This is a genomic window from Pseudonocardia aurantiaca (assembly GCF_039526725.1).
Classification (GTDB): Bacteria; Actinomycetota; Actinomycetes; order Mycobacteriales; family Pseudonocardiaceae; genus Pseudonocardia; species Pseudonocardia aurantiaca.
Map to the genome: position 1 here is coordinate 310,794 of NZ_BAAAJG010000015.1, position 26,652 is coordinate 337,445.

Sequence of the window (26,652 nt, forward strand, 5' to 3'; positions counted from 1 at the left end):
AGGAGAACCTCCGTGACCGCGACCGCCAGCGAGCAGCGGGCCGATACGGCCGCACCGTCCGACGATGTCCTGCTCGTCGACGACCCCTCCGGCGACGGGACCGTCCGCGTACTGACCCTGAACCGGCCGGCGAAGCTCAACGCTCTGAACACCGCGTTGACCCGGGCCCTGCGGGACGCCCTTGCCGCGGCCGATCACGATCCCGACGTCCGGGCGGTCGTCCTCGCCGGGAACGGGCGCGGCTTCTGCGCCGGGGCCGACTTGTCGGAGTTCTCCACCCTCACCCCCGACAATCCGGACGCGGTGCTCGAGCGGGCCGGGCTGACCGCCCAGGTCCAGACGCAGATGCAACAGATGGGTAAGCCGGTCGTCTCCGCGGTCCGTGGCGTCGCCGTCGGTGGTGGCGCGGGCCTCGCGATCGGCGCGGACATGGCTGTCGCCGGCTCGGACCTGAAGTTCGGCTATCCGGAGTTGCGGCACTCCATCGTTCCTGCGCTGGTCATGACCGGGCTGCAGCGTCACCTCGGACGTAAGCTCGCGTTCGAACTGGTCAGTACCGGACGGCTGCTCACCGCCGCCGAGGCATCCGAGCACGGCCTGGTGAACCGGGTGGTGGCGCCGGAGGAGGTTCTCCCCGCCGCACTCGAGATCGCCGAAGGCTGGGCTGCCATTGAGCCTCGCGCGATCCGTGCCGCCAAGGACCTCTTCTACCGGGTGGCCGACCTCCCCACCGACGCCGCGATGCGTGCCGGCCAGGATGTCAACGCGCTGATGCGGGGGTTCCGCCGATGAGCGCACCGCTGGCGGGCATCACGGTGCTCGACTTCTCCCGCGTGCTCGCCGCTCCGATGGCCACCCAGATCCTGGGGGAGCTCGGCGCGACCGTGGTGAAGGTCGAGCGGCCCGGGACCGGCGACGAGACCCGAGGATTCGAGCCGAGGCTCCCGCAGGGCGAGAGTGCCTACTTCTTCGCGTTCAACCGTGGGAAGCGCTCCGTCACGCTCGATCTCAAGGACGAGCGCGGGCGCGACGTCGCTCGCAGGCTCGCCGCACGCGCCGACGTCGTCGTCGAGAACTTCCTGCCCGGCGCCATGGACCGGCTCGGCCTGGGGTACGCGGACCTGGCAGCGGAGAACCCGGGCCTGGTCTACGTCTCGGCTACGGGTTTCGGGCAAACCGGACCTGACAGCGCGCGCAAGGGTTACGACACCGTCTTCCAGGCGCTTTCCGGGATCATGGCGATGACTGGCGAACCCGACGGCCCTCCCGCCAAGACGGGGGTCCCGGTAGCGGACATGAGCTCCGGGCTCTGGATCGTCATCGCCGCCCTGACCGGCCTCGCCGGCCGCGCCGGGACCGGCCGAGGCAGGCACCTCGACGTCTCCATGATGGATGTTCAACTGAGCCTGAACGCGCTCAACGCGGCGCGGCTGTTCGCCCTCGACGAGGACCCCGCCCGCACCGGGACCGAGCACCCCGGCCGCGTCCCGTCCGCCGCGTTCGAGGCGGCCGACGGCGGCTGGCTGCACATCAGCGGAAGCGACCAGCACTGGCTCCCGCTCTGCACCACCCTCGGTCTCGACGATCTCGCCGCCGATCCCACCCTGCGCAGCAACGCCGGACGTGTCGCCCATCGCGACCGGGTGATGCATGCGTTGCGGTGTGCGATTGCCACCCGGGAGCGGGAGCCTCTGGTCAAGGCGCTGCGCGGCGCCGACGTCCCCGTCGGCGAGGTCCGCAGCGTCCGCGAGGCGCTGACCGACCCGCACGCCGTCGCCCGCGGCGTCGTCGCCGAGTTCGACCACCCGACCGAAGGTCGGTTCCCCGCGCTGCGCACCCCTCTGCGGGACACCGCCGGGGCACCGCCCGAGACCAGCGCTCCGCCCCTGCTCGGGGCGGACACCGACACCGTCCTGGCCGAGCTGGCCGGGCTCGACCGCACCGAGATCGACGGCCTGCGGGCCGCGGGGGTGATCTGAGATGACCGGGGAGCAGCTGCGGGTGCGCTGCGAGATCGTGGATGGCGTCGCCCGCGTCGAGCTCGCCCGCCCCGAGGCCCGAAACGCCGTCGACCTGCCGATGTGCCTGCAGCTACGCCAGGCCTTCGAAGAGATCGACGCCGACGACGGCGTGCGCGTCGTGCTGCTCTCCGCACAGGGACCCGCGTTCTGCGCCGGTGCCGATCTCAAGGAACGGACAGACAAGGACGCGAGCTGGGTCCGGCGCCGGCGCGTCGCCTCGTTCGCCGCCTACTCGGCGATCGAGCAGTGCCGCCGCCCCGTGGTCGCGCTCGTCCACGGCGCGGTCGTCGGGTCCGGTGGAGAGATCACCTTGGCCGCGGATTTCGCCATAGCCGCCGAGGGCACCACGTTCCGCTTCCCGGAACCGCACTGGGGCACGGTCGGCGCTACCCAACGGCTGCAACGCGTGATCGGGAAGCGGCGAGCCAAGGAACTGCTGTTCATCAACCGTCCCCTTGCCGCCGACGAGGCCTGCGACCTCGGCGTCGTCGGACGCGTGGTGCCCGGCGAGGACCTGCTCGACACCGGCACGGAGATCGCCCGCACGATCGCCAAGGCACCCCCGCTGGCGATCGCACTCACCAAGCGCGCCATTGACCTCGGCGCCGAGACCGATCTCGACCGCGGCATCAGGATCGAGATGTCCGCGATCGAACAGTGCCTCGCGGACGGCGGCTGGCGCGAGGGCGTCAACCAGTTCCGCACTCGCGACCGGGCCGCGAGCACGAGCACGGAGGAGAAGTGATGGACCTGCGGACCGTCTGCCCGCTCACGGTGCACGAGGCCCTGCAGCGGGCCGCGATGCTCGCCCCAGACGTCGAGGCCGTCGTCACCGCCGAGGAGCGGACCACCTACGGCGAGCTCGCCCGGGACGTCGCCCGCATCCGGGCCGCTCTGGTCGCCCGGGGTATCGGACACGGGTACCGGGCGGGGATCTGCCTCGGCAACGGCCCCGGCTGGGTCGCCCTGTTCGCCGCACTCGCGTCGGTCGGGGCGGTCACCGTCCCGGTCAACACCCGGTTCACCGCCGACGAGATCCACTACACCCTCGCCCACGCTCGCGTCTCCACCCTGTTCACGGCCGACCGTGTCCTGCGGGTCGATCTCCTCGGCTTGCTGGATGAGATGGGGATCGGGTCCACAGGCACCCCGACCTGCACGACCCTCCCCGACCTCGAGTCAGTGGTCGTGTTCGGCGACGACGTCCCGGTCTGGGCGACCGCATGGCCGCAGTTCCTCGCCGACGCCACGGACACCGCGACATCCGCGGTCGCCGAGCCCGACGACCTCCTGCTCGTGCAGTACACCTCCGGCACCACCTCGCGACCGAAAGGCGTACTGCTCACCCACCGCAGCATGTGTGCCGACGCCTTCTTCTCCGGTGCCCGGCTCGGTCTGCGCCCGGGCGACCGCTTCCACAGCGCCCGACCGTTCTTCCACGTCGCGGGCAGCACGCTGTCCGTTCTCGCGTCGATCCAGCACGCCACGACACTGGTGACCATGCCTCGCTTCGAGCCAGCAGAGGCGTTGCGGCTCATGGAAGCCGAGCACTGCACCCACTTCTCCGGCAACGACACCATCGCGCTCATGCTGCTCAACCACCCGGACCGCGCGCGGCGCACGCTGCACCTACGCGGAGCGTGGGTCGCCGCCTCTCCCACCGTCATCCGGCGGGTGATCGACGAGCTCGGCGCACGCGAGTGTGTCGCCGGCTACGGCCTGTCCGAGGCCTCCCCCAACGTCGCCCAGTCCTGCTGGTGGGAGGACGACGAGATCCGAGCATCCGGAGCCATGCTCGTCGAACCCGACGTCGAGGTCCGCATCCGCACGCTTGACGACACTCGCGACTGCGACCCGGGCGAGCCCGGCTCGATCCTCGTCCGGGGCTGGAACGTCATGCAGGGCTACCTCGACGCGCCCGAGCAGACGGCCGCCACGATCGACCCCGACGGCTGGCTCTCGACCGGTGATATCGGCTCTCTGGACACCAGCGGGCGCCTGCACTTCGTCGGCCGTACCAAAGACATCATCAGGGTCGGCGGGGAGAACGTCGCCCCGGCCGACATCGAGGACACACTGCACCGCCACCACCGGGTGCGACAGGCCGCCGTCGTCGGGGTGCCCGACGCCCGTCTGCTCGAGGTGCCCTTCGCCTTCGTCGTGCTCACCGACGCCGGCAGCGTCACCGAGGACGAGCTGCTCAGCTGGGCCCGCGAACACATGGCGAGCTTCAAGGTGCCCCGCCACCTGCGCATCGTCGAAGGCTTCGAACATATCGGGATGACCGCCAGCTCCAAGGTGCAGAAGAACAAGCTCGCAGCCCACGCCCGCGGCCTGCTCGAGGCGGTTAGCGACGAGGTCAGCGCATGACCCGCATCCCGACCCCCGTCACCCGCCTGCTCGGCACCGACCTGCCCGTCGTCCAGGCCGGGATGTCCTGGGCCTCCTCCAGCCCGGCGCTGCCGCTGGCCGTCAGCCGCGCAGGCGGACTCGGGGTCGTCGCCGCCGGGCCAATGCGGCTCGACGACCTCGCTCGGACTCTCGACGACATGACCAACGGCACCCATCGCCCCTGGGCGGTCAACCTGCCCCTGTACCGTGCCGGCGCCGACGAGGTGATCGAGCTGCTGCTCGACCGCCGCCCACCTGTGCTGATCGCCTCCCAGGGCGGCCCCCGCCGCTACCTGCAACAGTTCCACGACATCGGCACGACCTGCCTGCACGTCGTCGCGGGCACCGAGCACGCCCGCAAGGCCGCCGAGGCCGGCGTCGACGGGCTCGTCGTCGTCGGCGCCGAGGCAGGCGGCCATCCCCCACCTACCATGGTGACCACCCAGATCCTCGTCCGAGCGATCGTCACCGCCGTGCCCGGCACCCCCGTCGTCGCGTCCGGCGGGATCGCCGACGGCGCCGGACTCGCCGCGATGCTCGCGCTCGGTGCGGGCGCCGCGCAGTTCGGCACCCGGTTCCTCGCCAGCCACGAGGCCACAGTCCACCCCGACTACAAGGCGGCAGTGGTCCGGGCCGCAATCGACGACACCCGGACCGTCGGGAACGGCCTCGGCGTGATCCGGGCCCTCGCCAACGATTTCACCGACCGGATGGGCGAGCTCGAGGCCTCCGCCGCCGACATCGACGTGCGGCGCAAAGCATTCCAGGGCTCGACCCTGCGTGACGCCGCCCTCCACGGCGACGTCACCGACGGCAAGGTCGAAGCGGGACAGTCGGCCGGGCTAGTCGATGCAATCATGCCAGCCGCCGCGATTGTCAACCGGATCGTTACGGAGTATCGCGAGGCAATTCGTACGCTCCCGCGAGTCGAGGGTGGGTAGCGTCTCAGTGGGACCTGGAGGGACCTCGTAGGCCCTGCCCTGTAAGAGGTTCACCGGTAGCCGAAACGGACCGAGTGCGGCGCCTCGGCCAGCACGGCCGGATCGCCTGTTCGCGAGGCTTTAGGCCCCGGCCGCAGGGCTGGCCGCAACCAAAGCATCGCATCTACACCCGCTGCAGGGCCGCAGTTCGAACGGCTGTTGTGCCACTTCAGACACGGGTGATGGATCGAGCGCTTGTGGGTCTCTTCAAGGCTCTGATGAACTCAGGCTCGGGCGTTGCTGGTGCCCCGTCATGCGGGGCCAGGTGTGACATGCCCTCTTTGCCAAGATCACGTGAGACAGCTTGACGTTAGCGGTTCACAGCAGAGGGCGTGATCGGAGATCCTGGTGCTCGTGTCATCGGAGGAGCGTCGCGGTGCGGCGGCCAGTGGTGGCTCGGCGGCGTCATCGTCGTCGGGTCCGCGGTCGGCCGGCGGTCCGTCGCCGCGTCCGTCGCGTCGGTCGTTCAGCGCGGAGTACAAGCTGGCGATCGTCGCGGAGTATGAGAACGCACCGAACGGCGAGAAGGGCGCGGTCTTGCGCCGGGAGGGTCTGTATTCGTCGCATGTGATCGAGTGGACTCGCGCTCGGGACGCGGGGGCGCTGAAAGGTGGGCCGATTCCCGGCGGGCGGAGAAACGACCGGAGAAGCGACCGGGCCGCTCGGCGGAGGCGGCCGAGTTGGAACGGCTCCGGGCGCGGAACGCGAAGCTCGAATCCGACCTGACGAAGACGCGGACTGCGCTGGACATCATGGGAAAAGCACACGCGCTCTTGGAACAGCTGTCCGAGAGCGCGGACGACAGCGCGGACGACCGGGAACCACCACCGCCGCCGCCGAAGAGGCGCTGAACATCGCGTTCACCGAGTTGCGCGCCGCGAAGGTGTCGATTGTGCGGGCGTGCGCGTTGACCGGCCGGTCGCGGGCCACGCACTATCGCCGCGCCGACCCGGCCGGGGTGGCACTGGGGCCGGTGCACGGCCCGCACCGACCACGCCGGCCGCCGCCCTCGACGATCACCGACCACGAGCGGGCCGCGGTGCTCGCGGTGCTCAACTCCGAGCACTACCGGGACCTGGCGATCCCGCAGGTATGGGCCCGCGAGCTCGACGAGGGACGCTTCTGGTGCTCGCAGTCGAGCATGTACCGGATCGCCCGGGCGGCCGGGCAAAGCCGGGAACGACGCGCCCAGGCCACCCTGTGGGGTTCCAGAAGTCAGCCTGAGCCCTTGACCTGCGGCGATCGGCGGCCACCCACGGCCAGGCATGATCACGTACGTGGCGCTACGCCTGATCTATCTAATCTTCAGTCGACTCCTCAGCTGGCTTACACTGCTCGGCCGCGCATCGTCGTCCAAGGACATCGAGCTCCTCGTCCTACGCCACGAGGTCGCCGTACTCCGGAGAAACAACCTTCGGCCCCGGCTGGACTGGGCCGACCGAGCCGTGTTCGCCGCGCTGATACGGCGCCTATCCACCAGCTTGCGCGGTCACCGCCTGATCACCCCGGCCACGGTCCTGCGGTGGCACCGCCGCCTGGTGACCAAGAAGTGGACCTACCCGAACCGCTCCGGTCGCCCACCTGTCGACAAGGCGATCGCCGCATTGATCGAGCGGATGGCCCGCGAGAACGAGACCTGGGGCTACCAGCGCATCCAGGGCGAACTTCTCAAGCTCGGCTGCCGCGTCGGAGCATCCACGATTCGCCGGATCCTCAAGCTGCGGCGGATCCCTCCGGCACCACTCCGGTCCACCGATACGTCCTGGCGACGGTTCCTGCGCGCCCAGTCCTCGACCATGCTGGCCGTGGACTTCTTCCACGTCGACTGCGCGATCACCCTGAAACGGATCTACGTCTTCTTCGTCCTCGAAGTCCGCAACCGCTACGTCCATATCCTCCGCACGACCAGCCATCCGACCGGAGCATGGACCACCCAGCAGGCCCGTAACCTCCGCGGACCGTACTCGCTGCCTACGGCGCCCACTACAACCATCGGCGGCCACATCGTGCGCTACAACTTCAGCCGCCACGCCCTGATCTTCCCGCTCCGGATCCTGACCACCGTCGGATCAGACGCCCACCGGTGCTGGGAGGGCTGATCAACGAGTACGAACGCGCCGCCTAAAGCCGCAGGTCAACACCCGTAGCCGACTACTGGAACCCCACAGGGCACCGGGCTCGGGCTACGCGTTGTTCAGCTCACCCTCAACCGGCTCCGGGCGGCACTCACCGAGGCCGTGCGACGGCAGCTCGTGATCCACAACGTCGCTCAGTACACGAAGATCCCCCGCGCCGCCCGGACGGAGGCCGCGAAGACAACGGCCGCGCGTCAGCCCTGGGGCGCCGAGGAGGTGCGAGCGTTCCTGCTGGCCATCAAGGACGAGCGGCTGTTCGCGGTGATGCTGCTCTCCCTGCTCGGGATGCGGCCCGCGGAGGTGTGCGGGTTGCGGTGGCCGGACGTCGACCTCGACGCCGAGGAGGGGCAGGTGGAGAACACCCGCACGCTCGTCGACGGGGAGGTGGTCGAGAAGAACACCAAGTCCGAGAAGGGCACGCGGGCGCTCCCGTTGCCCGCCCCGGTCACGGCGGCGTTGAAGTCGTTCAAGGCCAAGCAGGCCGCGGAGAAGCTCGCCCTTGGCGAGGGCTACGCGGACACCGGGTACGTCCTCGTCGACGAGCTGGGTGAGCCGGTGCGCACGGACTGGCTGCGCCGCCGGGCCTACGACCTGATGAAGTTGGCGGGGGTGCGGAAGGTGCGGCTCTACGACGCCCGGCACGCATGCTTGACCTACCTCGCCACGAACGGGGTGCCGGACGTGATCGTGTCCGCGTGGGCCGGCCACGCCGACCTGAGCTTCACGAAGCGGACGAGCGACCTGAACGCCGCCCGCGACGCGCTCGCTGGGCTGCTCGGATGACCCCGGAGGAGCGCGCCGCGGAGAGCGCAGCGGACCGACGCGACTTCGCCCAACGCGAGGCAGCGCGCGAGCAGAACCGGCAACGTGCCCTGGACGCGGTGATGACGCCCACCACGGAGCGAACGGCGGCAGAGGTCGCCGCGCTGCACGCCCGGCTGGACCGGCTACGGCAGCAGACCGCCCAGAACGAGGAGGAGGTGATCGACCTGGATGCCCTCACCGACCCGAGTTAGATCGCCCGTGCGAAACCGAATGTGAGAAGTTGTGAGACGGTCGGCCCCGAACCCGAACCAGGGCCTCGACTCACCGAAGTGAATCAAGGCCCTGGCCTGGGATTACTACCCCAATCGTGCCGTCGGGACGACAGGATTTGAACCTGCGACCCCTTGACCCCCAGTTCGGGGGTCAGACGATCTGCGCACGTCAGGCATGTTGTGCCTCGTGTGGCCCGGTGCAGGGCGTGCAGGTTCGTGCAGGTCGTGCAGGGCCGCCGGTCCCCAGATGGTCCCCACGACGCGGTGCGGCGGTGGTCGCGCCCCACCGCCGCGCCGCAGGGTCTCTGGTGCGAGGCGACACCCCGCAGACGCGGGTCCCCCCACCACTCGTGGTGCGCATTGGATCACGTTGTACCCACCACTTTTCGATGCACCGATGAACCCGCGCGTCCACTTTGCGCCGAGAGATGCGGTGTGCGGTGATCGGCGTTGTGCTATAGGGGTCTGCTGTTTCCTCGAACTCGACTGCGGTCGCGAGGGCGTTCAGCGGTCTAAAGGGTGGTCGATGTTGGAGAGCTGCTCGATCATGTCGTCGAGACGTCGGAGAAACACAGCAATTACCCGGCTGCTGTGTGCGTCGCCGGCCTCGTTGAGCAGCTGGCTGATGAAAGCGACATCTATCCGCGTCCGGCTGAGCCCGGTGACCATCTCTCGTCGGAGCGGGTCGAGAGTAGCGTCAGCGCGCCGGTCTCATCGGCGAGTGCGGCAAGGGTCTCGGGCCGCGAGAGTTGGCCACGCGGACGTCGTGGCCGAGGGTGGTCAGGCGGCGGGTGAGGTTTCCGCCGACACTCCCGGCGCCGATGATGCCGATCTTCACGGGAAGCTCTGCTCGGATCAGGTGTCAGACGACCTTGACTATGCGCCGTACTCGGTGTCGTTCAGGACCGGCGCCCGGCCCCGGAGCGGTTTCCACGTGCCCGACGGCCCTGCGGGCGCTCCGCTCTACGGGCGGACGGTGAGCACAAGCTTGCCCGCAGCACGCCCGGCCTCGCCGTCCGTGTGGGCCTTGGCGGCCTCGGCGAGCGGGTGCGTGGCAAAGACGTGCGGGCGCAGCTGCCCGGACTCGGCGAGTGCGGCGAGTCCGGCCATGCCCGCCTGGTCGTGCTCGACGATCAGGGCGGTGGCCCGTACCCCCAACTCGGCGGCGCGCTGGTGCACTTCGTCGAGATCCACAGGCAGGGACGACACGAGAATGCCGCCCGGTTTGAGCGTCTGCAGGGAGCGCAGCCGGTCGTTGCCGCCGACGAGGTCGAGGACCACGTCGATATCGCGGGCCTCGTGTACGAAGTCCTGGGTGCGGTAGTCGATGACCTCGTCCGCGCCCAGGCCGTGCAGGAAGTCGCGTTTGTCGCCGGAGGCGGTGCCGGTGACGTGGGCGCCGCGCGCCTTGGCGACCTGGACGGCGACATGCCCGACGCCGCCGGCCGCACCGAGCACCAGCACCCGCTGACCGTGCTGTACGTCGGCGGTGTCGACGAGTGCCTGCCAGGCGACGAGCCCCACCATCGGCAGCGCCGCGGCCTCGCTGTGGCTCAGTCCGGCGGGCTTGCGCGTGAAGGCGCGGGTGGGCCCGGTCACGTACTCGGCGTACGCGCCGGCACCCTGGGGGTAGGGCAGCATGCCGAACACCTCGTCGCCCGGCTCGAAGATCGAGACGCCGAGGCCGACTTCCTCGACGACGCCGGACACGTCCCAGCCGAGCGTGAACGGCGGCTCGCCCAGGTAGAGGCCGCGCCTGCGGTGCAGCCAGTCGGTGGGGTTGACCCCGGCGGCGTGGACGGTGACGAGGATCTGGCCGCCGCCGGGCTCCGGGCGCTCTACCTCCACCTCATGGAGAACGTCCGGCTCCCCGAGAGTGTCCTGGCTGACGGCCCGCATCGTCTTGTTGCTCATGGTTCCAGGGTGCGGCAGGGCCTCTGACCTCGCCAATGGCAGGATGGTCTCCACCACTTGTCGGTTCGGCGCGCAGGCTCAGGAGCACGCGCATCGGCACCCGGCGGGACTTCCTGCCCTGGCACGCACGACGTGCGGTCCCTGCGACGGCATCGGCCGAAGCCAAGGTGATCACCTGACCGCGATCAGCCAGCGCGTCGACAAGACCAACGTGCTCGACACGTCCAGGACCACCATCGAGGCACCTGGCACGGCCGCTCCGCAGGAACGCCCACGCTCATAGGTGGAGCACGACCCGCTCCTCCATGATCGCGGCCCTGTGCGAGAACGTCACATCCTGTTTCCTAGACGGTCCGACTTCCGCGTGGCGATGTACTCGGACACCCGCCATGCGTTCGCCATCATCGTCAGCGTCGGGTTCGCCCCCGTCCCGGTGGGGAACGGGCCACCGTCGACGACGAACAGGTTGTCGACGTCGTGGGCCTGGCACCACCGGTTCAGCACCGAGGTGCCGGGATCGTCGCCCATCCGCGTCGTGCCGTGCTGGTGCGAACAGTTGCCGGTCACCTTGTCGATGTACACGCGGTAGACCTTGTTCGCGCCGGCCGCCTCCAGGATCTCGGCGTTGCGGTCGATGAGGAACCGTCCCATCTCGAGGTCGTTCCGGTGCGGCGTCAGGGTGACGCGAGCGACCGGCAACCCCCAGGCGTCCTCGACCTTCTCGTCAAGCTCGATCCGATTGTCGTGCTGGGGCATGTCGTGGACGACCATTGCCACCGCCATGCTGTGGTTGAAGTGGTCGCGGTCCATCTGCTTGGCCTGCGCACCCCACAGCGGGCGGTCCGGCAGGCCCCAGTTGATGGGCAGGGGGATGCCCACCCCGGCGCACGCGATGTGCCCGCCGCTCGCGAAGCCGCGGGAGTCGTCGTGTTCGTAGAACTGGAAGCTGCTGGCGCTGACGTAGCCGCCGCCCGCCCAGGCGTACACCGGGTCGTCGAAGAGGCCGACGGCCGCGCTGTACTCGTGGAAGGTGACGTTGCGGCCGACGAGGTCGCTGGAGTTGGCGAGGCCGTCCGGGAAGCGTCGCGACCGTGAGAGAAGCAGCAGCCGCGCTGACTCGACGGCGCCGCAGGCGAGGACGACGACGTCGGCCTCCTGCTCGACGAGGTCACCGTCGGCGTCGGCGTACACCGCCCCCTTCGCCCGCCCGCGATCGTCCACCGTGATCTCCCGGACGTAGCAGTCCGGCCGCAGCTCGAACCGTCCGGTCGCCACCGCGTCGGGCACGAAGACGTTCAGGGCGCTCGACCGGGTTCCGGTCGGGTCGCCGTGCTGCTGCGCGAATGCGCTGATCACGGTCGGTGGCCGGCCGTTGTGCGGCCGGGACAGCGCCGCCTGCGGGGTGGGGAAGGCGTTCCACCCGAGCGCGTCGCACCCTTCGTGGAACTTGTGCGCGTAGTGCGACAACGGCAGCGGCGGGCAGGGGTACTCCCGGCTACGCGGCCCTTCGGCGCGGTTCGCTCCGCCCTGGCCGGACACTCCGAAGGCCCATTCGACCTTGCTGTAGTACGGCTCCAACTCGTCGTAGGTGATCGGCCAGTCGGCCAGTGTCGTGCCTGGCAGTTCACCGGCGATCGTGTGAAGGCGGAAGTCGTTCGGGGTGAACCGGGGCAACCAGCCCTGCCAGTGCACGGTTCCGCCGCCCACCATCTGGGGAACCGGGCAGAACAGCTCGACGACCGGGTCGCTCGACCCGGTCTCGGGCCGCACGACCGTCCGGGGGTTCAGCAATGGGTCCGGCCAGAGGTTGTAGCGGTTGACGTTGGCCAGCTCGTCGCCACCGAACGTCTCCTTCCCCCGCCAGGGACCGCGCTCCAGCGCCACGACGCGCAGACCGTTCTCGGTCAGCACCTTCGCGGCGGCCGCTCCGGTGGCGCCGGCGCCGACGATGCAGACGTCGGCCCGCTCCGGCTTGGTCTTAGGCGCCACGCTCGTCCTCCGTTCCCGGGTAGCCCCGCCGGTCGGCGAAGTAGTCCAGGACGCTGTACCGACCGGTGTGCACGTCGGCCAGCGACGCCGGCCCGGGGAACCCGATGACCTGCCAGCCGACCCGGTCGCGGTTGCCGCCGTAGATCGGGTCGGCGTAGAAGCCCTGGCGGGTGTGCAGGGCGAGCAACGGGACGAACTCCAGCGCCATCTCCGTCATCGTCTGCTGCAGCGCCGGCTCCGGCGGTGCCCAGGGCGCGGTGACCTGGGCCTCGGCCACGGCCGCCTCCTGCTCCTGCGCCGGCCGCTCCAGGTCGCGCAGCACCTGGTCCTGCTGCTCCTCGGTCAGGCCGACGAAGTCGATGCCGAACCCCTCCCGGCTCCGCCGGTCGAGCTCGTCGATGCCCCTCACGTACGTCTCGCGCAGCGCCGCGATGCGCTGCTCCCACGCCCAGGCACGCTTGCCCTCCAGCTTCTCGAAGCCGCTGCCGTCGGGCTTGGCGTAGACGAACTCGATGCCCGACAGGTACTGGTCGAGGAAGTCGATGCTCCCCGCCTCCCGCGAGCCCGGCGTGTCGTCGGTCGGGATCATCCGGGCCATGGCGGCTGCGACGGTCTCCCGCTGGTGCTCGTCGAAGAATCGGCTGTGCGTCATTGCTCCACCCCTCACGCGACGATCAGGGGAACGGTCCGGACGGCGAACGCACTCATGGCTGCATCTCCCCGGCGAAGAAGCGCAGGTAGTGCCCGGCGAGCTCGTCCGGCGACTCCTCGGCGAGCTGGTGGCCCCACGGCAGGATGACGCCGCGGACGTCGTCGGCGACCTCTCGCATCTGGCGCTCGTTGTCGGCGCCGATGAAGTGCTCGCTGCCCACGGCGAGTACCGGCATGGTCAGCTTGGTCTTCGCCGCTTCGCGGTTCTGCTCGGCGTCGGTCAGCGTCGCGCGGTAGATCTCGCACATGCAGCGGATCCCGCCGGGCGAGGAGTAGCAGCGCACGTACTCGTCGAGCGCGTCGGGCGTGATCGCCGACGGGTCGTGCGTCTCGTGCTTCATGAAGTAGGAGAAGTACTCCCGTTCCTTGCCGCTGATGAGCAGCTCGGGGAATTCGGGCACCGAGTAGAAGTTGATGTGCCACAGCCACACGAAGCTGCGCAGGTTCTCCGCGGTGAGGAACGAGTATTCCTCCAGCCCGTAGCCCGGCAGGATCATCTCCTGGTAGACGAGCTGCTGGACGCGGTCCGGGTGGGCAGCGGCAAGCTGGTAGGCCGCGGCGGCGCCCCAGTCCTCGCCGACCACGCGGTACCGCTCATGGCCCAGCTCGGCCATGAGCGCGGTGAAGTCCTCGGCGACGGTGCGCATGTCGAACCCGCCCGCGGTGTGCTGGGAGTCGCCCAGCCCGCGCATGTCCGGGACGACCACCCGGTAGTGCGGTGTGAACAGCGGGATGACGTGCCGCCAGTGGTACGAGGTCTTCGGGACGCCGTGCAGCAGGAGCACGGGCTCACCGTCGCCCGCGGTCATGTAGTGCAGACGAACCCCGTTGACGAAGGCGCGGCCGTGCCGCACCAGGTTCCCGTTGTGGTCGACGATTCTCATGGCTCCCCCTCGGATCACGCGACGATCAGCGGCCGGAGCGTGCGGTGGGCGACACGCAGGCCGGTCTCGATGCGCTCCTCGGTGCCACCCCACACGGGGTCCTCGTGCTCCACGGACAGCACGCCGTCGAAACCGCCCTCGTACAGGGTGTCGACCAAGCGCCGCCAGTCGACCTGGCCGAGGCCGGGCACCCGGTAGCGCCACCAGCCGACGTCCCACGCGTCGGGCCGCTCCACAGCGCGACCGGGCCAGCCGTACCGGGTGCGCTTCTCGGGGAAGAGCTCGATGTCCTTGGCCTGCGCGTGCGCGACCCGGTCGACGTAGGGCCGCAGCGCGGCGACCGGGTCGATGCCCATCCACACCAGATGCGACGGGTCGTAGTTGAGGTACAGGCCGAGCGAGAACATCCACTCCCACAGCTCCGGGGAGTAGGCGAGGTTGCCCGGGTAGCCGTCGGGGTGCCAGCCCTCCATCACGCAGTTCTCGATGATCAGCTTCACGCCGCGCTCGCCGGCCCGGTCGACCAGCGGGGGAAAGACCTTCTCCGCCTCCCGCAGGTTCTCCGCCACCGGCTTGCCCGGGTCGCGGCCGAGGAACGTGCCCACCGTGGGGCAGCCCAGCAGTGCCGCCGCGTCGATGCAGGCTTGCACGTGCCGGTTGATCGCGGCTCGCTCGTCCGGATCGGGGTGCAGGTTGTTGTCGTAGAACGCCAGCGACGACAGTGTGAGTCCGGGCCGGTCGAACAGCGCGAGGATCCGCTCGGCGCCGCCCCGATCGAGGTCGTCGACGTCGATGTGGCTGGCGGTGAAAGGCCTGTCGCCCAGCGCGGGCCATGCGGCGACCTCGAGCGCCTCGAAGCCGTTCGTCGCTGCCCAGCCGACGATCTCCGCGAGGCTGCGTCCTGGCAGGCACGCGGTCAGGAATCCGAGTTTCATGCGGGCACCTCCACCCAGGTCTGCTCGGTCGCCGCCTCCACCACCGCCTGGGTCAGCACCGCGGCGCGCAGCCCGTCAGCGAAGGTGGGCAGGCCGTCGGGCTTGCGTCCGGCCACCTTCGCGTACACGTCGGACACGAAGGCGGTGAAGGAGTCCTGGTAGCCCTGCGGGTGCCCCGCGGGCAATCGGGCATATCCCGCGGCGGCCTCGCCGAAGGTGTCCGGGCCGCGCATCACGACCTGGTTATGGGCCGTCCCGCCGACCCACAGCGAGTCCGGCAGCTCCTGGTCGAAGGAGTAGGACGCCGCTGGGCCGTCGAAGGAGAACCACAGCCGGTTCTTCCGGCCCGGCGACACCTGCGACACCACCACGGACCCGGTCGCGCCCTGGTCGGTGTCGAACACCACCGCGGCGCCGTCCTCGGTACCGGCCCGGTTGGCGAACGCGAGGCCCATCCTGGCGGCCAGACGGGTGATCCGGTGCCCGGTGACGAACTCCATCAGGTCGCACCAGTGCACCCCGATGTCCCCGAAGGCGCGGGAGGCACCACCCAGCGCGGGGTCCACGCGCCAGTTCGTTGCCCCCGCCGACGCCAGCCAGTCCTGCAGGTACGAGCCGTGCAGCAGCCAGAGCGGACCGGCCTCGCCCGCCGCGATCCGGGCCCGCGCCTCGCGCACCGCCGGGTAGAACCGGTACACGAACGGCACGCAGGCCACCACGTCGGCGTCCTGCGCCAGCTCCGTCAGCCGCCGGGCGTCCTGCACGGTCGTGGCCAGCGGCTTCTCGCAGATCACCGGCTTTCCGGCCGCGATCACCACCTCCGCCAGAGCGGCGTGGGTGTGGTTCGGCGTGCAGATGTGGACCCCGTCCACGTCGTCGGCGTGGACCAACTCCTCCACCGATACGGCCGCACGCTCGGCCCCCAGCACCCCTACCGCTCGCTCGGTGGACTCCGGTGTGTGGTCGGCCACGGCGGCGACCAGTCCCCCGGCGGCCCGCACCGCATGCGCGTGCACCCCACCGATGAACCCGGCGCCGATGATCCCGGCCCGGAAACGGTCAACCACGAGACACCTCTCTCAACATCCGTCGGGTCTGGACGATCCCGAGGAGTAGGAGTCACTTCTTCCGCGCCAGCGCAACCGCGACGATGATGATCAGGCCCCGGATGATCTGCTGCTGGCTGACGTCGAGGCCCGCGAGGATGAGGCCGTTGTTGATCAAACCGATGAGCAGCGACCCGACCAGCGAGCCGATCACGCTGCCCGTGCCGCCGAACAAGCTCGTGCCGCCGAGGATGACCGCGGCGATGACAGAGAGCTCGTCGCCGGTGCCCCACTGGTAGCGGCCCGACTCGAGCCGCCCGGCGTAGAGCATCCCTGCGATCGCCGCGACCACCGACGAGATCAGCATGACGGTGAACGTGATCCGCTTGGTGTTCACGCCGGTGTACTCCGCGGCCACGCGGTTGCCCCCGGTGGCGAGCACCTGGCGGCCGAAGCGGGTCTTGTTCAGCACCACCGCCCCGATGACCACCGCGACGATCGTCCACACCAGCAACCCTGGGATCGGGCCGATGTTGCCGCCGCCGAAGATCGCGTTGAACGTGTCGTTCAGGATCGGCTGCGGTGCGGACTCGGTGATGTACTGCGCCAGTCCGAAGGCGATGCCGAGCATCGCGAGGGTGACCAGGAACGACGGCACCCCCAGGAACGCCACCAGGCTGCCGTTGACGATCCCCACGGCCAGGCCGACGGCGAGCCCGGCCAGTACTCCGAACAGCGCGTTGCCCGTGGCGGCGATGGACATCGCCGCGGCCACGCTGGACAGCCCGGCCACCGACCCGACGGACAGGTCGATCTGAGCGGCGGCGATCACGAACGTCATCGCGACGGCCATGATCGAGATGATCGCGGTCTGGCGGACGATGTTGAGCAGGTTCGTCCCGGTCAGGAAGCCGTCATCGGCCAGAAAGATCGCGAACAGCACGAAGATGACAACGAAGCCGATGTAGATCGCGTAGTTGCGCCAGTCGACTTCCTGCAGCAGCCCGGGGCGTCTGGCCGGGGCGGCCGGCGGCGGAGCCGACGGGGGGACGGCGGTCTGGGACATGGCTCAGACTCCTTGGATGGCGAGCTGGAGAGACTCCTCGTCGGCGATGTCGCGGCGGTCGAGGTCCGCGGTGACGGTGCCGCGGCGCAGTACCAACACCCGGTCGCTGACGGCGAGCAGCTCCGCGAGCTCGGAGGAAATGACGATGATGGCCTTGCCCGCGTCGGCCAGTTCCCGGATCTGCTGGATGATCTCGGCCTTGGTGCCGATGTCGACGCCGGCCGTCGGCTCGTCGAGGATCAGCACCTCGGGCTCGCGGCCGAGCCACTTGCCGATGACGACCTTCTGCTGGTTTCCGCCGGACAGCAGCCGCACGGGCCGCTTCGGCGAGCTCAGCTTGATCTGCAGCCGGTCGATGAGGCGGGCGACCAGGCCGTCGCCGCGCCTGTCGTCGACGAGACCGCCGCGACGCAGGTCGTCGAGCAGCGGCAGCAGCAGGTTGTCCCGCACGGCGTGATCGAGCACGAGGCCCTGTTGCCTGCGGTCCTCGGGCACCAGGGCGATGCCCTTGGCGATGGCGACACGCGGGTTGGCGATCTCGACGGGCTCGCCGCGCAGCAGGATCTCCCCGGTGTCGGGCCGGTCGATCCCGAAGAGCAGTCGCGCCAGCTCGGTGCGCCCGCTGCCCATGAGTCCGGCGAGCCCGAGGATCTCCCCGGCATGCAGCCGGAACGACATGTCCGTGACGCCGTTGGCCGCCGTGACGTTGCGCACCTCGAGCATTGGGACATCGGTGCCCCGAGGAGCGGGGCGCTCCTCCCACTCCAGGGCGTCCATCTCCCGGCCGACGATGGCGGCGACGATCTGCTCGGGCGTCAGGTCCGCCACGTCGTCATTGAGCACCACGCCGCCGTCCCGGAGCACGGTGATCCGGTCGCAGATGCGGTAGATCTCCTCCATCCGGTGGCTGATGTAGACGATCGAGACGCCCTGCTCCTTGAGCCGTTTGATCAGCGCGAACAGCGCCTCGGACTCCGTCTTGGTCAGGCTCGCCGTCGGTTCGTCCATGATCAGGATCTTGACGTCGAGGGCGAGCGCCTTCGCGATCTCGGTGAGCTGCCAGTACCCGGTGGGCAGGGTCTGCAGCTCGGCCGTCGGGTCGAGGTCCACGCCCATCCCGCCGAGGATCTCGCCGGCCCGCCGGACCATCGCGCGGTCGTCGATCAGCCCGAACCGGCGTGGCTCACGGCCCAGGAAGATGTTGCGGGCCACGGTGAGTGTGGGCACGAGGCTGAACTCCTGGAACACCATGCCGATCCCGGCCGCCTCGGCGTCCTTGGGCGCGGAGAGCGTGACCTCGCGCCCACCTACGCGGATCGCGCCCGCGTCCGGCCGGTACACGCCCTCCAGGATCTTCATCAGCGTCGACTTGCCCGCCCCGTTGCCGCCGGCGAGTGCGTGCACCTCGCTGGGACCCAGGGTGAAGTCGACGCCGCGCAGCACCGGGACGCCGGCGAATCCCTTCTCGATGCCCCGCATCTCCACGGGGTCGGGGCCCGATGCTGCACGAGCCCTTTCGACGTTGTTCAGTCCTGCGGTCATCTCCGCGCCTCCTCGAACGACTGGACGACCTCGGGCGGAGGATCCTCGCGGTACACATCGCGCCACGCCTTCAGTAGGTTGTCGCGCGTGACGGGCAGCGCATCCAGCGCGACATAGGGCGGCGCCGGCTTGCCCAGCAGCGCGTACGCGGCGAGCTTCGCCTCCGTGAGGCCCTGGTCGTAGGGGCGCTGCGCACCCAGGCCCGCGACGTACTCCCGCGAGGCCATCGCGATCGCGACGTTCGGCCCGAGGTCCTCGGTGGTGACGACCAGACCGGTGCGGTCGACGGCCCGTGCCGCCGCGACGATGCCCTCGGTCGGGACGTCCCACACGCCCCAGATGCCGGCCAGATCCTGATGCTTGACCATCATCGCAATGGCCGCGGCCTGGGCCTGCCCGGCGAAGTCGGGACCGGTGACGCCTTTGCGATCGACGATGTGGATATTCGGGTAGTCGCGCTCGATGGTCGAGGTGAATCCCTCGTAGCGCTGGCGGGTCACCTGGAAGTCGGCCTCGTGGTACACCACGCCGATCTCGCCGCGGCCACCGAGCGCGTCGGCCATCAGGTGTGCGGCGACAACGCCGTTGCCGACGTTGTCCGCCGACACCGCCGACACGTAGTCGCGTCCGGCCACCATGCCCTTCGGCGCGTTGTCCATGAACACGAGCTTCACGCCGGCAGCGGCCGCCTGCCGGTACGCACCCGCGGTGGCGACGGGGTCGGCCGGGATGGAGACGATGACGTCGGGCTGCCGCGCGAGCACGGTCTCGATGTCGGAGACCTGCCGGTCGGGCTCGAAGCCGGCGTCGGTGACGGCGATGACGTCGATGCCGAGCTCGCCGAACTGCTGGCGCAGGGCGGCGATCTGGGCGTCGGTCCAGCCGTCGCCGGTGTAGTGCATGACGATCGCCGCGGTGGCCTTCATCGCCCGGACCTGTTCGGTCTCGGCGGGGGTGAGGGTCACCGCGTCGGCCTTCGTCGGCGCCTCCCCGTTCGGGCCGGTCGCGAGCACCTTCCCGGTGAGCTCGGCGAGGGCCTGCTGGGCGGGCGGGTAGCCGAGCTGCGGTGGTATGCGCGTCTCGGTTGCCGTCGAGCAGCCGGCGAGCGCGACCACCATGGCGAGCGCGACGGTGAGGCGCCTCATGACAGGACCTTCTCCAGGAAAGCCCGGCTGATCCGGGCGGCTTCGGCGGGGTCGCCGGCGTAGGAGTCGAGTTCCACGATGAGCCAGCTGTCGTAGCCGACCTCGCGGACCGCCGCCAGCACATCGTCGAAGTCGATCTCGCCGTGCCCGAGCGGGAGGAAAGTGGTCGTCGCGGCGTGCAGATCCTTCAGGTGCACGTGACGGACGCGGTCGGGATAGCGGCGGATCAGCCCGGCCGGGTCGCCGCCGCCCGCCACCAGATGGGCGGTGTCGGGGCAGAACCCGATGCGCGAACGGGACAGGATCGTCGAGACCTCGTCCGGGCTCTCCACGATGGTCGTGAGGTGCGGGTGGTAGCAGGCCGACAGGCCGTGCTCCTCGGCGATGTCGGTGACAGCGTCGAGCGCCTCGGCCAGCCGGTCGTAGTCGCTGTCCGGTGTGCCGGCGGCCCGGCGGGCCCCACCACCGACCACGAGTTGTTCGGCGCCGAACCGGGCGGCGAGGTCGGCCGCGCGCCCCACTCGGTACAGCTCGTCGGGGAGGATCTCGCGGTATACGAAGTTGGCCCCGGTATAGACACTCACTAGCGCCAACCCCGTCTCGTCGAGGAGCGAGCGCAGCTCGTCGGGCCGGTTGGCGAAGTCCAGGACGTTGCCGTCGAACATCTCCACGCCCTCGTAGCCGGCCTCGGCGATGTCGCGCAGTGCTCGGTGCATCGAGCCGGGGACCCGGTACACGAGGTCCTTGACGCTGGTCACGCCGACGGCGTCGCCCATGACGCCACCCCACGTGATCGAGTGGTAGCCCAACCGCATGATCGCTCCCCCATTGGATCGACACCGGCACCGCTCGGACACATCCGGGGTATCCATTATTGTGAGGAAGAACACGCAAAATGGGCTTGTCTTCGGCTTGCTGGCCCCGCCTCCTCGGACGTGGGGCGGTCGCGGCCTCCGGCGTTGGTGGCATCGCCACTGTGAAGGTGCGTCATGATCTGCGAGGCGGCGCCTTCGTGGATGCCGAGTGACTGCTTGACGCCGGCTCGGCTCGCAATGCTAACTGAACCGCCCCGGCGTGTCCGGAGACCTTTGATGTGCCCCGGGTTCCCTGGAGTCGGCTTACTGGATGATCACGGTCCTCCGACCCGAGAGGCAGCCGATCACACGAACTGCCGCTCGCCCAGGGCAAGCGAGCGCATTGATCGTGGCCGTCGTGAGGCCATTCTCCGAAGTCCATCGTGTCAGCTCTGCGCCAGCTCCCACTGCGTGGGACCACTGAACATGAGCATCCGAGGTCACGGCGCTATAGGGTGATGAGATCGAACGAGTAGGGCATGCGGCGGCACGAGCTCTGCTGGAGGAGCTGGCTGCACCTGAACTGGTGGTCGTCCTTGCCGCGCCCGACGGCGGCCGCACCGTGACGATTGATCCCAAGAGCCCCCTTCGGGACCGTCGGCCCGTCAGATGGGCTGTCATAACGCGGGTCCGCGCCCTGCCCTGAGGGAAATGAAATGTGTGTGAGGCAAACCGACGTAACGAGTGTGTGAGACAGCGCGAGAAGTCGCAGTTGAGATTCCTTCAGTCGGACCCGACGATCGTCGTCGCACCAGGAGACATAAGCTGATCGCTCCATCGTCAGCCGGGACGTGCGTCGCGGACCAATCCTTGCCGGCGGGCCGGCGGGCCGGCGACCGGCGAGGCCTTGTCGCACGAGGCGGAGGGGGTGACCATCGGGTACGCCCGTCGGCCGGGCGGTACCCACCGGCGCGGGCCGGATCGACGCGCCATCCCCAGGACTGCCCATGAACCAGCACGACCAGGACCCCTCAGCGGACTACGGCTACGACCTGGCGCACGAGGCCAATGGCACCTCACAGGTTCCGGACGACCGACCCCGCCACCAGCACCCCAACACTCCGCCAGCCAGCGGCACGAGCGACCTCGACGAGGACCTCAGCTACGACGAGGCCCACGACCTGTGACTCTCGACCCGGCCGACACGGTGGCGCCTGGGCGCTCGGCGATTCCCGATGCCCGCGGCCACGGGGCCCGCGGAGCCGCCTTGGGGAATCGAACCCCAGGCCTACGCATTACGAGTAATTCCTTCATTGGGTACACCCATGCGCACCCAGTACATCCGCGCACGTCAACAGGTTCAGAGTGCTCAGTTGACACCATCCGTGCGCCTACATTTGAGGCCACGAAGGAGGCCACGCGGGCCCTCCAGACAGCCAGGTACACCAGCAGACAGCGGACCGCCAGCGAAACGACAGCGCAGGCCCGCACCATGCTCGGTGTCCGAACAGAGCCCGGAGGGCGCCACCGAATCAGTTGGGCGGTTGATCGCCGTCAAGGAGGGCTTCCTGGACCTCCGGGCAGTACGTTGCAATCGCGTGGAACAGGAACGTGCCCGAGTCGGTGAAGCCAGCCTCCGACAGGCGATACGCGGAGATGCCGCCCAGCATGGGAGCCTCCCGGACGATCTCGCACAGCCGCTTGGCTGTCGCGGGTCCATCCGCAGTCGCGGGGACTCCGGCGCCAACGAGGCCCATGAAGCGGGCGTCCTTCAACGCGTCGGTGGTGAGCGCACCAGGCATCGTCGTCGCGGTTGCTGGTGCAGGCGCGGTTGGGGTCGGCAGGGTCGACACCGGGGGCCTACTCGGTGCACAACCCACGAGCACGAGCAGCAGCAGGCCCCCGACGGCAGTTCGACAATTTCGCGACGTCGCGATCATGGCTTCCCCGATCTGTTCACGTTCAAGATCGCGCCCATCGGCGGCGTGGTTACCCGCGGACACGGTCGTGTGATCTCGGACGCCGTATGACCTCGGACGCACCTACCGGGTCGTCTCACCGGTCCCCGTCGGTTGCGCAGCCGGCCACTGTTCGAACGCGCGCGACAACTCCGCGACGATCCCCAGCGCCAGGCTGTCGCCCTCGGCCAACGGCACCCCGCCACCGGCCTCGAACTGCAACTGCAGGCGCATCCGCTCGCGCGCGGCATGCGGGCGACGCCCTTCCGGTGGTGTGGCGCCGGCTCAGGCGCCGCCGCACGCTAGGCGACGACCACCCCGACACGCTCGCCTCCGTCAGCAGCCTCGCCGCCGACCTCCGCGAGCTAGGCGAACTCCAGCAGGCCCGCGACCTCGACCAAGACACCCTCAACCGACGCCGCCGCACCCTCGGCGACGACCACCCCGACACCCTGGGCTCCGCCCACAGCCTCGCCGTCGACCTGTACGCGCTGGGCGAATTCGAGCGAGCCCGCGAACTGGACGAGGACACCCTCACCCGACGCCGCCGCGTTCTCGGCGAGGACCACCCCCACACCCATCGATCGGCGCGGAACCTTGCCGCCGATCTAGCGGCGATGGGCGACGCCGAGCAGTCCGCGGCGCTGCTTGCCGAGTTCGGACTCGCCCCCTGACGTAACCAGAGAATCTGCAACCTCCTCGTTGCAAAAGACGCAGACGGTTGGCGTGTCAGCCGCAGGTCATGCTGACTTGCCGCTGTCTCTGCTGCATCCCTTGCCGGTGAACTGCAGGTCAATGAACCCGCCGTACCTGAGCTGCCGGAACACCGCGACCACCATGCTCATGGTCCTCAAAGTGCCACCCGGCTCGTCAGCGTTGAAGACCGCGGCGCGCAGCTGCTGGGCGTTCATGGGCCGCTTCAGGACGACGGCGGGTCACCCCGGCCGCGGTGAGGATGCTCAGGTCAAGCTCCCAGACCCGGCCGGACCGCCGGATCCACAGCGCTTCGGCGGCCTCGGCGTGCCGGGCGGCTTCCGCGTAGCTCATCCCCGTCACCGCCCGCCGGTGCGCGAACGCCTCGGCGTCCCGACCGATGACGGTGGCGTAGCCCGAAGTGCGTGGCCTGGTGGCAGGACGAGCACAGGCAGATCAGCCGGCGCAGCGACTGCACCCCGGCCCGCTCGTCGTAGGCGAACCGCTCGTGCGCCTCCAGCCACCGCCCCACCTCGCAGTCCTCGCCGGCACCGCACCCCTCGCACCGCCGGTCGGCCCGGCGGGTGATCAAGCGGCGCAGCCGATCCCAGTCCCGCGGGGTCACGCACGAGCGCACGTGGGTGAACCAGCACGAGCTCGGGATCATGTCGACGAACAACCCCGACTCGAACCCGCGGTCCTCACCCGGCAACAGGTCCGGCACCTCCGCCACCGCCGCCCACCGCTCCAGTCCCGGGGTTGGAGAACGCGGGTCGTACCAGCGCTTGGCCTGCGGATCCCAGCGCGCGCCGAGCGCCTTCGCCGCGTCCTTGTCCGTGAACGGCACGTCCAGCCAGGCCCGCCCCGTCCGGTGCCTGCTGCACGGCCCGGCGGCGCGAGGGGCCTCCGGATTCTCGACCATTGGTGATCTCCCGATCAACTCAGTCGACCGCTGCTGCGTGAGCGCCAGTGCGGCCGGGCATCTCGTCCCAGGTGCGGCCCTCCAGCATCCGCCCACCGGCCTTCGGGGTGCGCCCGCCCCGCTGCGCCGAAGAAGAACGGCACCGCCGCCGAGCACACGTCGCGCAGACCCGTCACCCACGCGGATCCACCGGGCGGCCGGCCCGGACTCGCCCCCGGCGATCACCCACCCGATCCCGCCCAGTTCGAGCCCGCCGGCCAGCGCCGTCTCGCCGGGCCGAGCTGATACCCCGCGGGCTCGACCAGCCCACCCTTGCGGCATCGCCACCGTACGTCGAGTAACGATCCGATCGCCGACCCGACGATCATGGTGCGCGCCAAGCCGGGGACAACCATTGACCGCCGATACCGCAAACGATGAGCCCAACATGTTGGGGCCCTACCGCCTCGAGGGTCTCCTCGGGCGAGGCGGGATGGGCGAGGTGTACCGGGCGTTCGACACTCGGCGTGGCCGCGCAGCCGCGCTCAAGATCCTTCCACCCGAGGTCGCGCGCGATGAGAACTTCCGTGCCCGGTTCCGCCGAGAGTCGGACAGCGCGGCGCGCCTCCAGGACCCTCACGTCATTCCGATTCACGACTTCGGCGAGATTGACGGCCGCCTCTACATCGACATGCGCCTCGTCGAGGGCGCAGGCCTCGATCAAGTCATCGCCGCTGGTCCGCTGGATCCCCGTCGCGCGGTCGCCTTGATCGCCCAGGTCGCCGAGGCCCTCACCGACGCCCACAGCCATGGCGTGCTGCACCGCGACGTCAAGCCGTCGAACATCCTGGTCACCCGCTCCGACTCGCGCACTACAACACCTACCGCCCGCACCGACCGCTCCAACAGCATCCGCCCGCAGGCCACACTCCCCCGCCCTCCGAAGCGACCGTTCGGCCACTGCGATGAGATCGCCTCGGTGGCCTCGTGCACGAGTATCTGCAGGTCGCACGACGTGACCGAGTTCTCGGCACCCACACGTTGTTCTCGGCGAGCTGGGCGAGGCGCTTGTTGTAGTCGTAGCCCCAGTCGGTGCGCTGCTCGATGGTGCTCGTGACGAGCCCACCGCTGACGTTGGGCACCCAGTAGGCGAACTTCAGTGGAACGTGTGCAGGCATGCGTGTCTCCTCGAAACGTGCAGGCGACTGAACTAGCCCTGTGCCGCCGGCTGGAACCCGGTGAACAGCAGTGCCGCGAGCCCCAGGCCGACCACCAGGTTGACCCCCGTCGCGGCGGCGAAGACCCCCACCGGCCGCCAGCCCGCCTCCCGCACTGGCGCCAACCGGAACTCCAGGCCGATCGAGACGAACGCCAGGATGAGGAACAGCGTGCGCAGGTCGTTCACCGCCGAGATCGCGCCCCTCGACCCCCCGCTCGCGAGGAACACGGTGGCGATGATGGACGCGGCCAGGAAGCCGAGCACGAACTTGGGGAACCGCACCCACAGGTCACGCCCCCACGAACGGGCCGGGGCGGCTTCACGCCGCTCCACCACGATCGCGAAGTAGGCGGTCAGGGCGACGGCCACCACGCCCAGGAGCGCGTTCTGCGTGCTCTTGACGATCGCGGCGAGCTGCAGCGCCTGCTCACCCGCGATCGCGCCCGCCGCCGTCACCGCGGCGGTGGTGTCGATGTTCCCGCCGATCCAGGCACCCGCCACCGCCTGCTCGAGCCCGAGACCGCTCGCGATGAGCGGCAGCAGGAAGATCGACGGCAACGCGAACAGGATCACCAGGCTCGCGGTGTAGGCGAGCTGCTCCTTCTTGGCCTGCACCGCGCCCGCGGCGGCGATCGCGGCGCTCACCCCGCAGATCGACACCGCCGACGCCAGCACCGCGCACAGCTTGTCGTCCAGACCCAGCCGCCCGCCCAGCCACCACGTGAAGCCGAACACGATCGAGATCAGCACGACGGCCTGCACGATCGCCGGACCCGCCGCGCTCACGATCGTCGCCAGATTGATCGACGCGCCGAGCAGCACGAGCCCGGTCTTGATGAGGAACTCCGTGCGGAACGCGCCGGACAGCTGGTCACGGACGCCCAGGCGGGTGAGCACGAGGTTGCCGAGCAGGCCCACGATGATCGCGTAGACCGGATACTCGATCACCGAGACCAGCCCGCCGATCGCGGTGCCCTCGGTGGCGGCGGGCAGGGTCTGATCGAGCAGCCGCACCAGCGCGGCGAGCCCCACCAGCACGACCAGCCCGGCGATGGTGCCGCCGGTCGTCCTCGCCGGGGCGTCGGTGGTCTCGGTCTGCTGCGGCGCCGGGCGAGCCGCGTCGTCGCCGGCCATCACGGCACCAGCCAGCCGGGGATGGCCCCCGTCAGCACGAGCGCGAGCAGGACGAGGCCGACGATGGTGGCGGCCCAGTCCTCGTTCAAGGCCCACCGACGGGTGGGGGCGGATAGCGGGGTGCCGTCGGACATGGCTGTTCTCCTTCGTCGAGTTG

General features: G+C 69.8%; 27 protein-coding genes and 2 pseudogenes. 11 read left to right on the forward strand and 18 right to left on the reverse strand.

The features are described 5' to 3' along the window. Nucleotides 1–12: 12 nt before the first annotated feature. The 8 genes from ABD143_RS23710 (at nucleotide 13) to ABD143_RS23750 (ending at nucleotide 8,543) form a co-directional block, all read left to right on the forward strand. Nucleotides 13–792 carry an enoyl-CoA hydratase/isomerase family protein gene (locus tag ABD143_RS23710; RefSeq protein WP_425563743.1) on the forward strand — a complete coding sequence of 260 codons (780 nt, stop codon included), beginning with the start codon at nucleotides 13–15 and terminating at the stop codon, nucleotides 790–792. Then, nucleotides 789–1,979 (forward strand): CaiB/BaiF CoA transferase family protein, encoded by a 1,191-nt coding sequence (locus tag ABD143_RS23715; RefSeq protein WP_343982423.1) that lies wholly within the window; start codon nucleotides 789–791, stop codon nucleotides 1,977–1,979. The genes ABD143_RS23710 and ABD143_RS23715 overlap by 4 nt, the downstream gene beginning before the upstream one ends. Before the next feature lies 1 nt (nucleotide 1,980). Then, nucleotides 1,981–2,766, forward strand: coding sequence for an enoyl-CoA hydratase/isomerase family protein (locus ABD143_RS23720; RefSeq protein WP_343982426.1), 786 nt, complete (start codon nucleotides 1,981–1,983; stop codon nucleotides 2,764–2,766). Further along, on the forward strand, nucleotides 2,766–4,391 hold the full coding sequence (locus ABD143_RS23725; protein ID WP_343982429.1) for an AMP-binding protein: 1,626 nt from the start codon (nucleotides 2,766–2,768) through the stop codon (nucleotides 4,389–4,391). Before ABD143_RS23720 ends, ABD143_RS23725 begins: the two co-directional genes overlap by 1 nt. Next, a complete protein-coding gene (locus ABD143_RS23730; protein ID WP_343982432.1) occupies nucleotides 4,388–5,353 on the forward strand; it encodes an NAD(P)H-dependent flavin oxidoreductase in 966 nt (321 codons plus the stop codon). Before ABD143_RS23725 ends, ABD143_RS23730 begins: the two co-directional genes overlap by 4 nt. Nucleotides 5,354–6,669: 1,316 nt before the next feature. Next, nucleotides 6,670–7,491, forward strand: a complete 822-nt coding sequence (locus ABD143_RS23740; RefSeq protein WP_343982435.1) for a hypothetical protein — start codon at nucleotides 6,670–6,672, stop codon at nucleotides 7,489–7,491. A 138-nt stretch (nucleotides 7,492–7,629) separates the two neighbouring features. Beyond that, nucleotides 7,630–8,310 (forward strand): site-specific integrase, encoded by a 681-nt coding sequence (locus ABD143_RS23745; protein ID WP_343982438.1) that lies wholly within the window; start codon nucleotides 7,630–7,632, stop codon nucleotides 8,308–8,310. Further along, nucleotides 8,307–8,543 carry a hypothetical protein gene (locus ABD143_RS23750; protein WP_343982441.1) on the forward strand — a complete coding sequence of 79 codons (237 nt, stop codon included), beginning with the start codon at nucleotides 8,307–8,309 and terminating at the stop codon, nucleotides 8,541–8,543. Before ABD143_RS23745 ends, ABD143_RS23750 begins: the two co-directional genes overlap by 4 nt. Nucleotides 8,544–9,068: 525 nt before the next feature. Here the strand turns inward: ABD143_RS23750 and ABD143_RS23755 are convergent. From ABD143_RS23755 to ABD143_RS23810, 12 genes are all read right to left on the reverse strand, one after another. Then, nucleotides 9,069–9,233 carry a hypothetical protein gene (locus ABD143_RS23755; protein WP_343982444.1) on the reverse strand — a complete coding sequence of 55 codons (165 nt, stop codon included), beginning with the start codon at nucleotides 9,231–9,233 and terminating at the stop codon, nucleotides 9,069–9,071. 28 nt (nucleotides 9,234–9,261) lie between these two features. Continuing rightward, nucleotides 9,262–9,402 carry an NAD(P)-binding domain-containing protein gene (locus tag ABD143_RS23760; RefSeq protein WP_343982447.1) on the reverse strand — a complete coding sequence of 47 codons (141 nt, stop codon included), beginning with the start codon at nucleotides 9,400–9,402 and terminating at the stop codon, nucleotides 9,262–9,264. Between the two features lie 125 nt (nucleotides 9,403–9,527). Beyond that, on the reverse strand, nucleotides 9,528–10,463 hold the full coding sequence (locus ABD143_RS23765; RefSeq protein ID WP_343982855.1) for an NADP-dependent oxidoreductase: 936 nt from the start codon (nucleotides 10,461–10,463) through the stop codon (nucleotides 9,528–9,530). Nucleotides 10,464–10,808: 345 nt separating this feature from the next. Then, nucleotides 10,809–12,467, reverse strand: coding sequence for a GMC family oxidoreductase (locus tag ABD143_RS23770; protein ID WP_343982450.1), 1,659 nt, complete (start codon nucleotides 12,465–12,467; stop codon nucleotides 10,809–10,811). After that, nucleotides 12,457–13,119, reverse strand: a complete 663-nt coding sequence (locus ABD143_RS23775) for a gluconate 2-dehydrogenase subunit 3 family protein (RefSeq protein WP_343982453.1) — start codon at nucleotides 13,117–13,119, stop codon at nucleotides 12,457–12,459. The genes ABD143_RS23770 and ABD143_RS23775 overlap by 11 nt, the downstream gene beginning before the upstream one ends. Nucleotides 13,120–13,171: 52 nt before the next feature. Further along, nucleotides 13,172–14,062: an alpha/beta fold hydrolase gene (locus ABD143_RS23780; protein ID WP_343982456.1), complete on the reverse strand. Its 891-nt coding sequence runs from the start codon at nucleotides 14,060–14,062 to the stop codon at nucleotides 13,172–13,174. Between the two features lie 14 nt (nucleotides 14,063–14,076). Beyond that, nucleotides 14,077–14,997: a sugar phosphate isomerase/epimerase family protein gene (locus ABD143_RS23785; protein ID WP_343982459.1), complete on the reverse strand. Its 921-nt coding sequence runs from the start codon at nucleotides 14,995–14,997 to the stop codon at nucleotides 14,077–14,079. Continuing rightward, a complete protein-coding gene (locus tag ABD143_RS23790) occupies nucleotides 14,994–16,064 on the reverse strand; it encodes a Gfo/Idh/MocA family protein (RefSeq protein ID WP_343982463.1) in 1,071 nt (356 codons plus the stop codon). Before ABD143_RS23790 ends, ABD143_RS23785 begins: the two co-directional genes overlap by 4 nt. 52 nt (nucleotides 16,065–16,116) lie before the next feature. Further along, the gene (locus tag ABD143_RS23795; RefSeq protein ID WP_343982466.1) at nucleotides 16,117–17,109 is read right to left on the reverse strand and encodes an ABC transporter permease; all 993 of its coding nucleotides are present in this window, start codon (nucleotides 17,107–17,109) and stop codon (nucleotides 16,117–16,119) included. Nucleotides 17,110–17,112: 3 nt separating this feature from the next. Next, a complete protein-coding gene (locus ABD143_RS23800; RefSeq protein ID WP_343982469.1) occupies nucleotides 17,113–18,651 on the reverse strand; it encodes a sugar ABC transporter ATP-binding protein in 1,539 nt (512 codons plus the stop codon). Continuing rightward, a complete protein-coding gene (locus ABD143_RS23805) occupies nucleotides 18,648–19,796 on the reverse strand; it encodes a substrate-binding domain-containing protein (protein ID WP_343982472.1) in 1,149 nt (382 codons plus the stop codon). Before ABD143_RS23805 ends, ABD143_RS23800 begins: the two co-directional genes overlap by 4 nt. Further along, nucleotides 19,793–20,611 carry a sugar phosphate isomerase/epimerase family protein gene (locus ABD143_RS23810; protein WP_343982474.1) on the reverse strand — a complete coding sequence of 273 codons (819 nt, stop codon included), beginning with the start codon at nucleotides 20,609–20,611 and terminating at the stop codon, nucleotides 19,793–19,795. Before ABD143_RS23810 ends, ABD143_RS23805 begins: the two co-directional genes overlap by 4 nt. 986 nt (nucleotides 20,612–21,597) lie before the next feature. On the opposite strand from ABD143_RS23810, the gene ABD143_RS23815 reads away from it, so the two are divergent. After that, nucleotides 21,598–21,777, forward strand: a complete 180-nt coding sequence (locus ABD143_RS23815; RefSeq protein ID WP_343982476.1) for a hypothetical protein — start codon at nucleotides 21,598–21,600, stop codon at nucleotides 21,775–21,777. A 345-nt stretch (nucleotides 21,778–22,122) separates the two neighbouring features. Here ABD143_RS23815 and ABD143_RS23820 read toward each other — a convergent pair whose 3' ends face one another. Continuing rightward, on the reverse strand, nucleotides 22,123–22,593 hold the full coding sequence (locus ABD143_RS23820) for a hypothetical protein (RefSeq protein ID WP_343982478.1): 471 nt from the start codon (nucleotides 22,591–22,593) through the stop codon (nucleotides 22,123–22,125). 227 nt (nucleotides 22,594–22,820) lie between these two features. On the opposite strand from ABD143_RS23820, the gene ABD143_RS23825 reads away from it, so the two are divergent. After that, a complete protein-coding gene (locus ABD143_RS23825) occupies nucleotides 22,821–23,222 on the forward strand; it encodes a tetratricopeptide repeat protein (protein WP_343982481.1) in 402 nt (133 codons plus the stop codon). Nucleotides 23,223–23,288: 66 nt separating this feature from the next. Here the strand turns inward: ABD143_RS23825 and ABD143_RS23830 are convergent, their stop codons facing one another. Both ABD143_RS23830 and ABD143_RS23835 read right to left on the reverse strand, forming a co-directional pair. Beyond that, a complete protein-coding gene (locus tag ABD143_RS23830) occupies nucleotides 23,289–23,459 on the reverse strand; it encodes a hypothetical protein (RefSeq protein ID WP_343982484.1) in 171 nt (56 codons plus the stop codon). A 53-nt stretch (nucleotides 23,460–23,512) separates the two neighbouring features. Next, the gene (locus ABD143_RS23835) at nucleotides 23,513–24,163 is read right to left on the reverse strand and encodes a DUF5710 domain-containing protein (RefSeq protein ID WP_343982487.1); all 651 of its coding nucleotides are present in this window, start codon (nucleotides 24,161–24,163) and stop codon (nucleotides 23,513–23,515) included. Between the two features lie 472 nt (nucleotides 24,164–24,635). Here ABD143_RS23835 and ABD143_RS23840 point away from each other — a divergent pair. Next, nucleotides 24,636–24,944: pseudogene (locus ABD143_RS23840) on the forward strand (protein kinase domain-containing protein); the annotation flags it as partial. Between the two features lie 238 nt (nucleotides 24,945–25,182). Here the strand turns inward: ABD143_RS23840 and ABD143_RS23845 are convergent. The 3 genes and pseudogenes from ABD143_RS23845 to ABD143_RS23855 form a co-directional block, all read right to left on the reverse strand. Beyond that, a pseudogene (locus tag ABD143_RS23845) lies at nucleotides 25,183–25,320 on the reverse strand (dimethylsulfone monooxygenase SfnG); the annotation flags it as partial. Between the two features lie 32 nt (nucleotides 25,321–25,352). Continuing rightward, nucleotides 25,353–26,495, reverse strand: coding sequence for a YeiH family protein (locus ABD143_RS23850; protein WP_343982489.1), 1,143 nt, complete (start codon nucleotides 26,493–26,495; stop codon nucleotides 25,353–25,355). After that, the gene (locus tag ABD143_RS23855) at nucleotides 26,495–26,629 is read right to left on the reverse strand and encodes a hypothetical protein (RefSeq protein WP_343982492.1); all 135 of its coding nucleotides are present in this window, start codon (nucleotides 26,627–26,629) and stop codon (nucleotides 26,495–26,497) included. Before ABD143_RS23855 ends, ABD143_RS23850 begins: the two co-directional genes overlap by 1 nt. Nucleotides 26,630–26,652: the final 23 nt, after the last annotated feature.